Source organism: Nitrospirillum bahiense (genome assembly GCF_007828025.1).
In the GTDB taxonomy this organism is placed as follows: Bacteria; Pseudomonadota; Alphaproteobacteria; order Azospirillales; family Azospirillaceae; genus Nitrospirillum; species Nitrospirillum amazonense.
Map to the genome: position 1 here is coordinate 24,715 of NZ_VITO01000003.1, position 14,274 is coordinate 38,988.

Sequence of the window (14,274 nt, forward strand, 5' to 3'; positions counted from 1 at the left end):
AAAGGCTCCCATCAGGATGCGGACGAGGAAGGGGGGCGGGATTTCAGGTCGTGCCAGGCCACGAGAACGAAGCCGCCGACCAGTCCCAGGTGTTCGTAAAAGGCGTTGGCGGTCATGAAGCGCTCCTGCCCCGCCATCTCCCAGTAGCGGTTGGCCACGACGGTGGCGAACAGGGTGAAGCCGGCCAGGGCCAGGGCGCCCATCCAGCGCAGGCGCCCGCTGAGGATCATCACCGACGCCCCCAGCTCCAGCACGATGACCGCCGCCGCCAGCGCGGGATAGGCCGGCATGCCGAAGTGCGCCAGCTCCGCCACGGCGCCGCTGAAATCAAGGGCCTTGTTGATGCCGCCCTGAAGATAGGCGGCGCAGAGGCCCAGCAGCGCCACCCACCGGACGATGGGTGGCGTCAACACGCGGACGGCCAAGCCTTCCATGATCAGACGGCCCAGCAGGCGCAGCCCAAGGCGCCCCAGAAGGACTTCAGGTCGCGGATGGGCAGCTTGGCCGACCAGGCGGTGGCATGGCTGTGGCCATGCACGCCGCAGGCGCTGTCACAGCCGCAGGACTGGGCCGCCTGGCGCTGCAGCTTCGCGTTCGTCGGTTCCAGCAGGTTCCAGGCGCCATAGCCACCGAAGGTGCGCACCGGCGACCAGTCAGGCATGGCCGGCGGGATGGGGGCGGCGTCGTGGCCGGCGAAGTCGCCGGCGCCATAGACCACCTTGCCCCCCACCACGGTCAGCAGGGCGGTGGTGTCGGCGATCTCATCCTCGGCACAGGCGAAGAAGTCGCGGTCCGGCACGATCAGGTCGGCCAGCTGGCCTTCCTGGATGCGGCCCTTCTTGCCCTCCTCGTTGGAGAACCAGGTGGTGTTCTCCGTCCACATGCGCAGGGCCGTCTCGCGGTCCAGGCAGTTGGCGCGGGGGTAGAGGTGCAGGCCGCCCACGGTCTTGCCGGTAATGAGCCAGGCCAGCGAGACCCAGGGGTTGTAGCTGGCGACGCGGGTGGCGTCGGTACCGGCGGAAACCTTGACGCCCTTTTCCAGGATGCGCGCCACCGGCGGCGTGGCCGCGGCGGCCCCCAGGCCGTAGCGCTCCACGAAATATTCGCCCTGATAGGCCATGCGGTGCTGCACGGCGATGCCGCCGCCCAGGGCCGCGATGCGGTCGATGGATTCGTCGGAGATGGTCTCGGCGTGGTCGAAGAACCAGTTCAGGCCCTCCAGCGGCACGTCCTGGTTCACCTTCTCGAACACGTCCAGCGCGCGGCTGATGGTTTCATCGTAGGTGGCGTGCATGCGCCAGGGCCAGCGGTTCTGCGCCAGGATGCGCACCACCTCTTCCAGGTCGCCTTCCATCTCCGGAGCCATGTCGGGGCGGGGCTGGCGGAAGTCCTCGAAATCCGCGGCGGAGAACACCAGCATCTCGCCGGCACCGTTGTGGCGGAAATAATCGGTGCCCTGCTTGTAGGTCGAGGTCCGCGTCCAGTTCAGGAAGTCGTCCTTCTCGCCCTTGGGCTTCTGCGTGAACAGGTTGTAGGCCAGGCGGATGGTCAGCAGGTCCTCATCCGCCAGTTTCTGGATGACCTCATAGTCGTCCGGATAGTTCTGGAAGCCGCCGCCGGCGTCGATGGCGCCGGTGACGCCCAGACGGTTCAGCTCGCGCATGAAATGGCGGGTGGAGTTCACCTGGTACTCGAAGGGCAGCTTGGGCCCCTTGGCCAGGGTGGCGTAGAGGATGGCGGCGTTGGGCTTGGCCAGCAGCAGGCCGGTGGGGTTGCCCTTGGCATCGCGCAGGATCTGGCCGCCCGGCGGTTCCGGCGTGTCCTTGGTGTAGCCCACGGCGCGCAGGGCGGCGCCGTTCAGCAGCGCGCGGTCGTAGAGGTGCAAGATGAACACCGGCGTGTCGGGCGCCACGGCGTTCAGTTCCTCGATGGTGGGCAGGCGCTTTTCCACGAACTGGTGCTCGGTGAAGCCGCCGACCACGCGCACCCACTGCGGGGCGGGGGTGATGGCCACTTGGCGCTTCAGCATGGCCATGGCGTCGGCCAATGACCGCACGCCGTCCCAGCGCAGCTCCATGTTGAAGTTCAGGCCGCCGCGGATGATGTGCAGGTGGTTGTCGATCAGGCCGGGCAGGACGCGGCGGCCCTTCAGGTCGATCACCTTGGTGGCCGGGCCGGCATGGGCCATCACCTCATGCTCCCCACCCACCTTCAGGAAGCGGCCGTCCTTCACGGCCACGGCGGTGGCGGTGGGGTTGGCGCGATCCAGCGTGGTGAACAGGCCGTGATGCAGGATCAGGTCGGCCGTCTGGACATCGGCAGCGGTGGTCATTTCTCAGGTCCCTTTAGCGGTATCGGGTGCGGCGGCATCTGCGGCGGCCTTGGGGGCCCCCTGCGGCAGGTGGCCGAACATGTGCGGGCGCACCTGTTCCTGCACCCAGGACAGGGCCGCCGGCTCCTTGGCCCACAGTGTCTTCAGCAGGGGCGGGATCTGCTCGCCCACCAGGATGCCCAGCAGACCCACCAGGGCGACCACGGGCGGGGCGGGGGAGCGGACGTTGATCAGGGCGTAGATAACGCCCACCAGCAACCCGGCGCCCAGCGACAAGAGGTAGACTTTCATGGGGGCGTTCTCCCTGCCACCAGAAGAAGGACGCGGCCGGGCGCATGCCCGGCCGCGCTGACGGTTCAGCCCTCGTGGGCGTTGAACATGGTCTTGGCGTAGGTGATGCCCAGGCCATAGGCGCCGCCCCACTTCTTGGCGATGCCGGTGGTCATGTCATAGGTCTCGGTGCGGGCCCAGTCGCGCTGCAGCTCCAGCAGGTACTGCAGGGCGGTGATGGGACGGGCGCCGGCCTGGATCATGCGTTCCACCGCGCGCTCGTGCGCCTCGGCCGAGACGTCGCCGCAGGCGTCGGTGATGACGTAGACCTCGAAACCCTGGTCAATGGCGGACAGGGCCGGGCCGACGATGCAGACGCTGGTCCACAGGCCCGACAGCACGATGCGCGACTTGCCGATGGCGTTGATCTGCTTGATCACCGCGGCGTCTTCCCAGGTGTTCATGGACGTGCGGTCCAGCAGGTCCTGGCCCGGGAAGGCGTCGGTGATCTCGGCGTACATCGGGCCGGAGAAGCTGCTTTTCGCCACCGTGGTCAGGATGGTCGACACCTTGAAGCCGGCGGCGGCGTTGGCCACCAGGGCCGCATTGTTGCGCAGCGTGATGGCGTCGATCGAATGCGTCGCGAAGGACATCTGCGACTGGAAGTCGATCATGATCAGGGTGTGATCGGTGGGGGTCAGCAGCTTGGCGCCGGGGGTGGGCGTGGCCGTGATGGACATGGTGTTTTCCTCGCGAAAGCTGGCGGGATTTCAAAAATGCTGCCGGACGGGATGGCCGGCACGAGGGGGAAAATGCCGCCCTGGACCCCCTGGGGTCTTGTCGAAAGGGTCGAAGATTTGAAGCTCGAGACGGTTCAGTCACCGACGCATGGCGCGGCATTCCACGCGCCGGGCTGATATCGACACCAGCCCGGTGACCGTGGTCGCTTTGCGTCTTTTTGGAGGGGAGGTAGGAGCTAAAGCACCACGAAGGTCCGGATCAGGCTGTCCAGCCACCGGACATTCAGGAAGGCCAGTGGAATGGCCACGGCCAGGGTTGCCGCCAGATACAGGCGGGAGCCCCGCTGGATGCGGCGCACCGCCCAGGGGCAGCCCGTGGCCAGCAGGCCCAGGGATCCGACAAGGAAACCGCCGATGACGTCCACCCAGGTGTGTTCCGTCAGCAGCACGCGCGACCAGCCCTCCACCAGCGCGATGCTGGCCAGGGCCGTCAGGATCACCGGCAGGGCCATGCGGCCATGGCTGTGGCCACCGCGCAGATAGATGACCAGCAGTCCGCCATAGAAGGCCACCGCGAGGGTGACGTGCCCGCTGGGAAAGTGCGGCAGGTCCGGGTCCGCGCGCAGCATCCCGCGGATCGCCAGGGCGATCAGCAGCGACAGCACCACGCCGCCGCCCCAGGCAGCCGCCACGCTATAATCGCGCCGCGCCAGCAGCATGCCCATAAGGGCGGCGAACACGGGCAGGACGAAGCCGATCGTGGCCAGGGTGCTCAGAAGCTGCATGTCCACACGTCACGGAAGCTTGCGGATGAACCGGGAGATTAACAAGCGGCGCTGACGAACGGAACGTGTGGGTAGTATCATCGGCCCTGGCATTCCGGCGCCGGCGCGCGGCCCTGACTAGCGCTCCGCCTGACTGGGCCCCGCCTGATTGGGCCCTGATTGTGGCAGCGCCAGGGCCGACAGCTCTGGGTCGGGCACCAGCCAGACGGTGACGGGCACGGTGCGCAACCGTTCCAGCACGGCGGCGGTACGGTCGCTGGCCGTCCACGGCAGGGCCATGAACACACCCATCTCCCCATGCCGGGCACCATGACGGGCCAGGAAGTCGAACAGGGCCTCCAGGCCGCCCAGATAGGGCGGCTGGCGGGGCGAGGCACCGCCATTGGGCGGCCGGTCGCCGAACATGCCCAGCAGCTCGACCTCATAATCCATACGGCCGGCCATGTCCTTCACCCGCCGCAGGACGGCAGGTCCTGCGCCGACGATGACGGCATGGCGAACCCGCCAGCGGCGGGCGATGGCCAGGGGGGCGATGGCGCCCTCCAGGCGATGGACCCGGACCAGGGCGCCGGTGGCCAACACAGACCACAGGGCGATCCAGGCGATGGTGGCGACGCCGCTGTCGTTGGCCAGCGCCACCGCCAGCAGGCAGGCGAACAAGGCCGCCATCACCTGGGCAACCACTGACCATGACGGTTCGTCGGAGTGGCGCGGCCGGGCGTGGCGGCCCAGCATCCAGGCCAGGATGACGTGCGCGGGGCCGGCGGCCAGACACAGGCCGATGCGCAGGTCGTCGGCCGCGACCAGTCCGGCACGCACCGCCAGTGAGAGCAGAATGCCGCCCAGTGACGCCACCGCCCCCGCTTCCAGCAGTGACCACAGCACCTTGAACGCCCTGGGGCTCAGGCCCAGGTTGAAGGCTGGACCGGACTGGGCCACGGGGGCGATCGCGGGATCGGTGTCGCCAAGGGCCTGCCAGGCTTGGTCCATGACGCGGCCTTGCTGTTCGCAGGCGCGAATCAGGGGCGCCGGCGCTGCGGCGGCGCCGCGCGACATGACCGTGTCTGAAACCGTCGTACCGGCTCTGGTGCTCACGGGCCCCCGCCCCTCTCTGATGCCGATGGCATGATGCAGGACAAGGATTAATGGCCCATTAACATGGTGCCGTAAAGACCCGTGACGCCAAACGAAAACACCCCCGTCCGGCGGCTCCGGACGGGGGTGTTGGGAATAGGGCTTTTGAGGATGAAGCCGTTTACTTCAGCGTCGCCAGGTAGGCGATGACGTTGTCACGGTCCTTCTGGTCCTTCAGGCCGACGAACACCATCTTGGTGCCCGGCACGACGGCGCGCGGGTCGGTCAGGTAGGTGTCCAGCTCCTTGGCCGTCCATTCCTTGTTGGCGCCCTTCATGGCGGCGGAATAGTCGTAGCCCGGCGCAGTGGCGGACTTGCGGCCGATGATGCCATGCAGGCTGGGGCCCACCTTGTTCACGCCGGCGTCGATGGAATGACAGACCGCGCACTTCTTGAACACCACCTGGCCGGCGGCGGGATCACCATCCGCCAGGGCCGTTCCGGCCGTTCCACCCGCGATGATCGTGGCGGCAACCGCCGCCCAAAATCCGATACGTCGCACCTTCCGCTCTCCTTTACCTGGTCTCTGGTCGTCGTGAACTTTTGAACTCAGGGAGCCCCCGGGGATTCCGGGGGTGTCAGTGCCGTGGCGGTGGCCAGGGGCAACCCGGCGGCACGCCAGCCGTCAACGCCGTCCGGGTACCAGGCGACATTGGTGTAACCATAACCGGCGGCACGCTTGGTCGCATTCCAGCTCATCCAGCACTCGGGCAGACAATAGAACACCAGCGGGCGGTTCTTGTCGCCCCCGCTTAAAGTCGCAAGTTGTTGCTGGAACCAGTTTTCCAGGGTTGGGTTCAGCGCGCCCCGCCCCACGTCCGGCAGCCAGACGCTGCCGGGCAGGTCGTCATGGGGCAGGGGCATCCAGGGCGATCCCGGTGTCATGCCGGCCGGCCGCCGGGGGGAGGGCAGCACGTCCACCAGCACCACACGGGTCCCCTCCCGCGCCAGCAACTCCTGAAGGGCGGCGGTGGTCAGCACGCGGCCGCCGGAGACCGTCGCCGGCACCGGCGCCCGGTAATCATCCAGGCGATAGCCTGGTGGCTCCGGCACGGCCGGGGCCGTCTGCGCCGGCGCGGCGATGGCGGGCAGGATGGCCATCGCGCTTGCCAGCACGGCCGCGGGCAGGGCCCTCATGGCTTGGCGCCGGCGGCCCCCGGCAAGGACGCGGGGATGGGCTTGTTCTGCTCATCCAGCAACGGGATGCCATAGTCCGCCAGCAGCTTGCCGACCTCGGCCCGATGGCGCTGCAGCGCTTGATCCACCGAGCGGCGCCATTCCGGCTCATTGGCGCGCACGCCCATGGCGATGCGGAAATCCAGCCGGTTGCCGTCCCCCTCGGGGTCCAGGAAGGCGGCCTTCAGCGGCAGCTTGTCCTGCTTGATGTAATAGCCGGCGATGGGGCCCCACAGCAGGGCGACGTCGATCTTGCGGTCGGCCAGATCCTGTAGCATGGCGCGCGAGGGCGACTCATACCGCGTGTCCACCGTCAGGGCGTAGGAGGTGGTGTGCGCCATCAGGTTATGGCGCAGCAGCAGGTCGGTGGGCGGCGTCGCGGCCACCAGGCCGAAGCGCTTGTCGGCCAGGCTGGGATCGCCGACCGAGGTGGCGGTGATGCCGGCGTCCGCCCGCGTCACGATCATGTAGCCGCTATGGTAATAGGCGTTGGTATTGTCCATCAGCGGGTCGCCGGCCACCGTGCCCATGACCAGGTCGCACTGGCGGGCGCGCAGGGTGTTGCGCACGAAGCCCATGACCTGGGGGAACCAGACATAGCTGACGGGCAGCTTCAGATCCTGGCCGATGATGGCGGCGATCTTGTTTTCGAACCCCTCGCCCTTCTGGTTGGAATAGGGCATGTCGTTGGGGTCGGCGCAGACGCGCAATTCGGTGCGGGACACCAGCTCGGCCGTTTGGGCCAGGGCTTGGGATGCGGGCAGGGCCAGCGGCAGTAACGCCGCCAGCGCCAGGCGGAAGGCCGTTTTCATGAGGATGCCGCCGTTGTTCTCAGTCCCCGATGCGCTGCGGCCGGCCGCGGCCGATGGCGCCGTCGGACCGGGCCTTCAGATAGCCGTAGATGTCATCCAGATAGTTCGCCACGTCCTCCGTCGTGCCGAAGGACGGCATGACGTTGTTGTTGGCGGTATTCACGTTCTTGCGGCCGTTGATCACCGTCTCGGCGAAGGTGTCGTAGTCCATGTGCTTCAGGCTGTCGGTCAGATCCGGGGCGTAGGAACTGCCGGCCCCGTCAGGACCATGGCACCGCATGCAGGACTCGCCATAGCGGCGATAGCCGTTGTAGGTGCCGGGATCGACCTTGCCGCCTTCGACTTTATAGGGTTTGGCCTCGGCCGCCACCTTGGTTGCGGTGGGCGCGCTGCCATCGGCGGCGCCGGCGGCGACGCTGAGGGGCAGGGCCAGAAGGGTGACGGCAGCGGCCAGCGCCAAGCGTTTCGGCATCAGTCGGACCTCTTTTCGCGAAGTGGGGAGTCCAGGCATGTGTGCTTTAGCTCAAGGGGCAAAGAAGCCCCGCCTGAGGGATGATCCCCAGGCGGGGCTGAGAAGGAGAGAGGGGTTACGGTAGTGCGAAGACGGTGAGCACACCGCCCAGCTGGGTGTAGTTGGCCAACTGCTTGTAGGCGCCGACGGCACCCAGGCCGTCCGTGTCGCCGCCCAAGCCGGCGGCCATGCCGATGCCGGCCCAGCCGCCGACACCGGACAGCACGGCGATGTACTGCTTGCCGCCGTGCTCATAGGTTGTGACGTTGCCGATGATCCCCGACGGCGTCTTGAACTTGTACAGCTCCTTGCCGGTCTTCATGTCCACGGCTTTCAGGTAGCCTTCCAGCGTGCCGTAGAAGGCGACGCCACCGGCCGTGGTCAGGGCACCCGACCAGACGGAGAAGGTTTCCTTGTCGGACCAGACGATCTTGCCGGTGCTGGCGTCCCAGGCGATGAAGTTGCCGAGGTGGTTCTCGCCCTTGGGCGGGAACATGGACAGGGTGGCGCCGACATAGGGCTGGCCAGCGGTGTAGGACACCTTGAACGGCTCATAGTCCATGCAGACGTGGTTGGTCGGCACGTAGAACAGGCCGGTGTCAGGCGAGTAGGAGGCCGGCTGCTGGTCCTTGCTGCCCAGGGCCGCCGGGCAGACGCCCTTGGTGTTGTGGTCTTCGCCGTTCTTGTCGGTGCTGTACTGTGCCACGACTTCCGGCCGGCCGGTCTTCATGTCCACGTGCGTGGCCCAATTGACCGCCGGGTCGTACTTCTCCGCCACCAGCAGCTCGCCGGTCTCGCGGTTCATGGTGTAGGCGAAGCCGTTGCGGTCGAAGTGGACCAACGCCTTGACGGGCGTGCCCTTCACCTTGATGTCAGCCAGGATCATCTCGTTGACGCCGTCATAGTCCCATTCGTCATGGGGCGTCATCTGGTAGACCCACTTGGCCATGCCCGTGTCGGCGTCGCGGGCGAAGATGGTCATCGACCATTTGTTGTCGCCGGGGCGCTGCTTGGGGTTCCAGGTCGAGGGGTTGCCCGAACCGTAGTAGATCAGGTTCAGCTGCGGGTCATAGCTGGTCCAGCCCCAGGTGGCGCCACCGCCGGTCTTCCACTGGTCGCCCTGCCAAGTCGACAGGGAGGAGTTGGCGCCGATGGGCTTGCCCAGGCTGGTGGTCTTCTGCGGGTCGACCAGGATCTGGTCGTCGGGGCCGACGGAGTAGGCCTTCCACGCGACGGAGCCGTCCTTCAGGTTGTACGCCGTCATGCGGCCCTGCACGCCGAATTCGCCGCCGCTGATGCCGACCAGCACCTTGTCCTTCACGATGACGGGCGCCCCCGTCATGGTCTCGCCCTTCTTGGGATCGCCGTTGGCGACCTTCCACAGTTCCTTGCCGGTCTTGGCGTCCAGCGCCACGACGTTGGCATCGGCCTGGTTCAGGATGATCTTGCCGTCACCATAGGCCACACCGCGGTTCACGGTGTCGCAGCACATGACGGGAATGACGGTCGGATCCTGCTTGGGCTCATACTTCCACAGGATGCGGCCCTGGTTGTTCAGGTCCAGCGCATACACCACGTTGGGGAAGGGGGTGTGGACGTACATGACGTCGCCCACGACCAGCGGGCCGCCTTCATGGCCGCGCAGCACGCCGGTGGAGAAGGTCCACACCGGGCGCAGTTCCTTAACGTTGGCGGTGGTGATCTGCTTCAAGGAGCTGTAGCGCTGATTGGCGTAGTCACCGGCTTGCATGACCCATTGCTTGGGGTCCTTGCTCGCCTTGGTCAGCTCGTCGTTGGCCAGCGACGGATGGCTGGAAAGCAAGCTGGCCGTCACGAGGGCGGTCCACGACAACAACACCTTCTTCCGCTGTTTCATCTGATTTCCCTCCCTGGGGATTGGCCGGTAGGTCCGGTCCGATTGGTGTCCGCCTGGCCGGCGGATGGGCGACGCGATTAGGCTGATCAGGGGCCGCTAGCCCGCCGGCACGGGCGGATATCCAGGCCGGAGACTGGGGACAAAACGCATAAGGACGCACATCGGGCGGATGCACGTCCGACCGGGTCCGTGGGCCGGCCGATTATGGCGGGGGCGTCAGACGTCCGCGCAGGCGTAGCAATTGATTTCCATGCCGAGCGCGATCTCGGTGACGATGGGCTTCTTCCAACGCATCGGGTCTCTCCTTGAGAAGGTTAAGGATAGGTCCCTTCGGACCGGTTTCCATCCCGCTTGTTCCCATCCCGTCCTGGGCCGCTGGCCGCCACGGGCAATCCCGTCTCCACCCCTGCCATCCACGGGGACCGGCATACCGGCCTTCGTGGGATCGATGTCGTTCGCGCCCGATGTCGCAAGGTATGAAAGAGATACCCTTGAAACCAGGCGGCTGTCGGCAAAAAGGGGGCGGTCGGGATGCCAATAACCGGTCACGCCGCAGGCCCATGATCACGCGGGAACTTCGACTCTGCCAGTTCTTCGTCTTTGCTGGCCCGCCGGGGCTTTCCCGCCGGGCCGTTCCTCTCCGGGGCGCCGTTCCTTCCGGCCTTCCCTTTGGAACTTCAGAGGGAATGCGCCACCGTTCGGCTTGCTGCCCATCTTCAAGAAGCCCGTCCCGGGTGCCAATTGTACTTTGGTACAAGGGTAATTTGACACCCGTGCCGCACCCGCGCAGGGGGTGTCGGCGTTCGCTCTTCCAGTCTGATATTGATTGCATGTCAAAGGGTTGCATACAGACGCCCAGCAGTGGCGGAGGCTGCGCCGACGGGACGCGGCCTAACCCTCCCAGGCACTAGCCGGGTTGACCGATATCGACTATCGTCAAGCTCGAGGAAACGCCGAATCATAATCGCCCGCAAACGAGGCGACGCATGCCGCAAATAATCATTGCCGACGATCATCCCATGGTGCGGGGCGCCCTGGCCCTGGCCGTGGAGTCCGCGTTTGACCAGCCTGAAATCCTGGAGTGCGCCCATCTGGCGGGTGTGATGCAGTTGCTGGAGTCCATCGGCGCCGCTGACCTCTTGCTGCTGGATCTGCGCATGCCCGGTGTGGACGGGTTCGAAGGGCTGGTGCGTATCCGCAGTCAATTTCCCGCCACCCCCGTGGTGGTGATCTCCGCCCTGGAGGATCCGCGCCTGGTACGCGAGGCGCTGGCCTTGGGCGCCATGGGTTTCATCCCCAAGTCGACCCCCCGGGCTGAGATCGTGGCCGCCCTGTCGCTGGTGGCCGCCGGGGGCACCTACCGTCCCGACGACTTGGCGCTGGCCGAGCCAGCCCCGAATCCCAAGGGCCAGGCGGCGGACGATGATTTCCTGCAACGGGTCCTGACGCTGACGCCGCAGCAGCGCCGCGTGCTGCAGCTGCTGGGCACGGGCAAGCTGAACAAGGAAATCGCCTATGACCTGGATATCGCCGAAACCACGGTGAAGGCCCACGTCTCCAGCATCCTGCACAAGCTGCGCGTCTACAGCCGGACCCAGGCCGTGGTCATGGCCGGCCGCCTGCACCTGGACAGCTTCGCCGACGTGGCGGAAGGCTGATCCGGAACCTGCGGCGGCCCAGCGGATTTCAGAGGGTGGAACCGTTCCGCCCTCAGGGAGACACGCCATGGCCGACCAGCACGCCGAAGCCGATGCCTACGGCGGCATGGCGGGTGAACACGGCCGCTGGCCGGAGAATTTCATCCTGCACAGCCTCAGCTGGGTGCCCAACAACGCCCGCCTGCACGTCCTGATCTACCGGGGCATGGTGCCCCTGGGCGGTGGCGACCCGGCGGCGGTGTTCGAGGCGCTGTTCCAGCGCAACGGCTGGCCCGCGCGCTGGCGCGACGGCATCTACGACTATCACCACTATCACACGTCCGCGCATGAGGTGCTGGGCTTTGCCCGGGGGCAGGCGGAACTCATGCTGGGCGGGCCCAATGGCCGCCGGGTGGCGGTGCGGGCCGGCGACGTCGCCGTGCTGCCCGCGGGCACCGGCCATTGCCGCGTTGCCGCCAGCGATGACTTCCTGGTGGTGGGCGGCTATCCGCCGGGCCAGGACTGGGACATCCGGCGCGAGGCGGCCACGCCGGCGGAGCTGGAGCGCATCGCCCACCTGCCTTTCCCGCCCCTTGATCCCGTCACTGGTGCCAACGGGCCGCTGACCCAGCTGTGGACACCCACCCCCGGCTACCGGATGTAGGTGCGGTTCGGGTGTCAGAATGCCCAATGCCGGACCCAGCGGGGACGCAAGCCGGCGCATCTGCCCAGTTGTCAGTTGCACGTCGAGGAACAAGGCAAATTTTCCGGACCAGCGCTCAGCGGTGGAATTCTTACACCGCGGGTGGTTCTTGAATGCACGGATATCCCGATGTATCTTTCTTGGATATCCGGCGGCCCGTTGGGGAGATAATGGCAATGCCTCTCTACATCAAGGACGACGTTACCGCCGAATTGGTGGCGGAGTTGGCGGTCCTCCGGGGCATTTCCAAACAGGATGCGGTCAAGCTGGCGGTGCGGGCGGAACTTCAGCGCCTGGCAGAGGCTGTTCCTTTGCGGGATCGCCTAGCGGCTTTCCGTGCCCGGCATCCGTTGCCGGCCTCAACCGGGCTGCCGGCCGACAAGGCATTCTTTGACGATCTTTCCGGAAACCTCTGAATGATCTTCGCGGATGCGTCGGCCCTTATTGCGCTCATTGCGGGGGAGGAGGATGCCGCCGCCTTGGCGGACCGGCTGGAGATGCACGCGGATCGCTTCTGTTCTGCCCTTGCGGTTTGGGAAACGGCGGCTGGCCTTTGCCGATCCTACAAAATTGCACCGGTAACAGCGCGCAGCCATGTACTTGATTTCCTGAAGGAAGCGGGCTTCCGGTTTGTGGACCTCGGCGTGCGGGAGTGGGACATTGCCTATGATGCCTACGCCCGCTACGGGAAGGGCCGTCATCCAGCCGCATTGAACATGGGGGATTGCTTCGCCTATGCCTGTGCCAAAGCGCAGGGCGCGGCCCTTCTCTATAAGGGCGATGACTTCGCACTGACCGACCTGGCCTGACCGGTTCTTATAGGCCGGCCCTGGTAGTGCCGCAGCAGCCGGGGGCACAAAATTTCCAGCCGCGCATCGATGGCCGGGTCGCGCGGCTTGTCGCGCCAGCGGTCGGTCACGCCCGCGCCGCGGGTGTTGCCGAAAACCACGTCCATTGTTTCCTGTAACGCTGGTTCCGCTTCCCACAGCGTCCGCAGCAGGTCGTTGTAGTCGCGGCGGAAGGTGTAGTGCGCTTCGTCCAGCGGCCAGCCCAGGGCGGCCAGGGCCGTGAACACCGACGGCTCGCGGGCGACGAAATCCTCATAATGGATGACGGCGTCGAACAGCCGGTGCCGCTCGGCGAACAACTGGTCCAGAATCAGGAACTTCTCGTCCATCAGGCCGGAATGGTGGCGGTAGTTCGCGGTCGATAGGCTGGCGTAGTTGTCACGCGGGTCGCGCAGGAACAAGACCACCTTGTCGGGGCGGAAGCGTTCCACGTGGGTCGCCAGGGGGTAGGCCGTGGTCACCACCACCTTGGCCACGAAGTCGGCCGTCGTGGTCACGCGCGGGGCGGCGAAGTTGTTGGGAATATCCGCCAGGGCGACGCAGCCGGGCCGCTCCGCCAGGGCGCGGGTGAAGGCGGTGGCGCCGCTCGACTGCATGCCATGGACCAGCAGGCGCATGTCATACCCCTTCGCTCAAGGGTTGGCGCAACCAGTCCTCGGTCAGTTCCGCGGTAACGAAGACGTAGCGGCGGGTGTGCGGTGTGGGGTGGCGGGGGCTGACGCCGTGCAGGGCGTTCAGGCTCTGGGGGAAGATCACCAGACGGTTGGCGGCGTAGGGCACGGTCAGGGCCTCCTCCACCGCCGTCTCCGGCAGCGCATAGTCCGCAATGCGCCCTGTCGGCCCGTCGCGCCAGCGGTACAGCACCAAGTCACCGCCCTGTGCATCGTCATCGGGCGCCCGCATGTAGAACAGGCAGGAGAAAAGGCGGTTGGGCGTGTCGAGATGGGGGCCGCGCGAGGAGAAGGCGCGGTCGCGCACGGGGGTGTTGATCTCCATGCGCGCATCCTGGTGGATGCGATACGGCCCTGTCGAGGTCAGGCGCCGCAACCCGGCACTGTGACCCGTCAGGCGCCCGTCCAGGGCCGCCAGCATCGCCGGGTCCCAGTGGCCGTCGAACAGGGCCGCGACCTCCGCCAGGAAGGCCGGACTGGCATGGTAGGCGGCGAAATCCTTCCAGCAGGCCGGCAAATCCGGTGATTGGAGGATCATTTCGGCCGACAGCTCGAAGCGCCGGTTGTTGGGCACCTGGTCCGGGGCGCAGTCCCAGCCCATGCGGGTAAATCCGGGAAAGCTGGCGCTCAGCTCCTGGTAAAGACCGTCTTCCATGGGCCGGTCGGCCACGATATGGGGGAAGGGGGCCGTGCGGACATCGGCGGGGCCAAGACCGGCCAGAAGGGAACGCATGCGCGGCCGGACCTTGTTCGGGCGTGAAAGCGACCGGCCAGGCATA

At 66.7% G+C, this 14,274-nt stretch carries 18 protein-coding genes; 4 read left to right on the forward strand and 14 right to left on the reverse strand.

The window, feature by feature from the left end:
- Positions 1 to 11: 11 nt before the first annotated feature.
- The 12 genes from FBZ88_RS05415 to pqqA all read right to left on the reverse strand — a co-directional run bounded on the left by FBZ88_RS05415 (position 12) and on the right by pqqA (position 10,065).
- Positions 12 to 434, reverse strand: coding sequence for a DoxX family protein (locus tag FBZ88_RS05415; protein WP_145615791.1), 423 nt, complete (start codon positions 432 to 434; stop codon positions 12 to 14).
- A 2-nt stretch (positions 435 to 436) separates the two neighbouring features.
- A complete protein-coding gene (locus tag FBZ88_RS05420) occupies positions 437 to 2,332 on the reverse strand; it encodes an amidohydrolase (RefSeq protein ID WP_145615792.1) in 1,896 nt (631 codons plus the stop codon).
- Between the two features lie 3 nt (positions 2,333 to 2,335).
- Complete coding sequence (locus FBZ88_RS05425; RefSeq protein ID WP_145615793.1) at positions 2,336 to 2,623, reverse strand: XapX domain-containing protein; 288 nt, start codon at positions 2,621 to 2,623, stop codon at positions 2,336 to 2,338.
- A gap of 65 nt (positions 2,624 to 2,688) precedes the next feature.
- The gene (locus FBZ88_RS05430; protein ID WP_145615794.1) at positions 2,689 to 3,342 is read right to left on the reverse strand and encodes a hydrolase; all 654 of its coding nucleotides are present in this window, start codon (positions 3,340 to 3,342) and stop codon (positions 2,689 to 2,691) included.
- Positions 3,343 to 3,578: 236 nt separating this feature from the next.
- A complete protein-coding gene (locus FBZ88_RS05435) occupies positions 3,579 to 4,127 on the reverse strand; it encodes a phosphatase PAP2 family protein (RefSeq protein WP_050897954.1) in 549 nt (182 codons plus the stop codon).
- A 117-nt stretch (positions 4,128 to 4,244) separates the two neighbouring features.
- On the reverse strand, positions 4,245 to 5,222 hold the full coding sequence (locus tag FBZ88_RS05440) for a nucleoside-diphosphate sugar epimerase/dehydratase (protein WP_145615795.1): 978 nt from the start codon (positions 5,220 to 5,222) through the stop codon (positions 4,245 to 4,247).
- Between the two features lie 160 nt (positions 5,223 to 5,382).
- A complete protein-coding gene (locus FBZ88_RS05445) occupies positions 5,383 to 5,763 on the reverse strand; it encodes a c-type cytochrome (RefSeq protein ID WP_088875745.1) in 381 nt (126 codons plus the stop codon).
- Positions 5,764 to 5,810: 47 nt separating this feature from the next.
- Positions 5,811 to 6,398, reverse strand: coding sequence for a PQQ-dependent catabolism-associated CXXCW motif protein (locus tag FBZ88_RS05450; protein ID WP_145615796.1), 588 nt, complete (start codon positions 6,396 to 6,398; stop codon positions 5,811 to 5,813).
- The gene (locus FBZ88_RS05455) at positions 6,395 to 7,249 is read right to left on the reverse strand and encodes a substrate-binding domain-containing protein (RefSeq protein ID WP_145615797.1); all 855 of its coding nucleotides are present in this window, start codon (positions 7,247 to 7,249) and stop codon (positions 6,395 to 6,397) included. The genes FBZ88_RS05450 and FBZ88_RS05455 overlap by 4 nt, the downstream gene beginning before the upstream one ends.
- 19 nt (positions 7,250 to 7,268) lie before the next feature.
- Entirely contained in the window at positions 7,269 to 7,721 is a 453-nt protein-coding gene (locus FBZ88_RS05460) for a c-type cytochrome (protein ID WP_145615798.1), read from the reverse strand.
- A 115-nt stretch (positions 7,722 to 7,836) separates the two neighbouring features.
- Entirely contained in the window at positions 7,837 to 9,636 is a 1,800-nt protein-coding gene (xoxF5, locus tag FBZ88_RS05465; protein WP_145615799.1) for a lanthanide-dependent methanol dehydrogenase XoxF5, read from the reverse strand.
- A 216-nt stretch (positions 9,637 to 9,852) separates the two neighbouring features.
- Positions 9,853 to 10,065 (reverse strand): pyrroloquinoline quinone precursor peptide PqqA, encoded by a 213-nt coding sequence (pqqA, locus tag FBZ88_RS31500; RefSeq protein WP_411861204.1) that lies wholly within the window; start codon positions 10,063 to 10,065, stop codon positions 9,853 to 9,855.
- Between the two features lie 557 nt (positions 10,066 to 10,622).
- Here pqqA and FBZ88_RS05475 point away from each other — a divergent pair.
- From FBZ88_RS05475 to FBZ88_RS05490, 4 genes are all read left to right on the forward strand, one after another.
- Positions 10,623 to 11,294 (forward strand): response regulator transcription factor, encoded by a 672-nt coding sequence (locus FBZ88_RS05475; protein WP_145615800.1) that lies wholly within the window; start codon positions 10,623 to 10,625, stop codon positions 11,292 to 11,294.
- A gap of 67 nt (positions 11,295 to 11,361) precedes the next feature.
- Entirely contained in the window at positions 11,362 to 11,937 is a 576-nt protein-coding gene (locus FBZ88_RS05480; protein ID WP_145615801.1) for a cupin domain-containing protein, read from the forward strand.
- Between the two features lie 215 nt (positions 11,938 to 12,152).
- Complete coding sequence (locus FBZ88_RS05485) at positions 12,153 to 12,392, forward strand: type II toxin-antitoxin system VapB family antitoxin (RefSeq protein WP_145615802.1); 240 nt, start codon at positions 12,153 to 12,155, stop codon at positions 12,390 to 12,392.
- The gene (locus FBZ88_RS05490) at positions 12,393 to 12,785 is read left to right on the forward strand and encodes a type II toxin-antitoxin system VapC family toxin (protein WP_145615803.1); all 393 of its coding nucleotides are present in this window, start codon (positions 12,393 to 12,395) and stop codon (positions 12,783 to 12,785) included.
- On the opposite strand, the gene FBZ88_RS05495 is transcribed toward FBZ88_RS05490, so the two are convergent.
- Together FBZ88_RS05495 and FBZ88_RS05500 are read right to left on the reverse strand one after the other, a co-directional pair.
- Positions 12,746 to 13,441 (reverse strand): hypothetical protein, encoded by a 696-nt coding sequence (locus FBZ88_RS05495; RefSeq protein WP_145615804.1) that lies wholly within the window; start codon positions 13,439 to 13,441, stop codon positions 12,746 to 12,748. The genes FBZ88_RS05490 and FBZ88_RS05495 overlap by 40 nt on opposite strands.
- 1 nt (position 13,442) lies before the next feature.
- Positions 13,443 to 14,228, reverse strand: a complete 786-nt coding sequence (locus FBZ88_RS05500) for a 2OG-Fe(II) oxygenase (protein WP_186464223.1) — start codon at positions 14,226 to 14,228, stop codon at positions 13,443 to 13,445.
- Positions 14,229 to 14,274 lie beyond the last annotated feature (46 nt).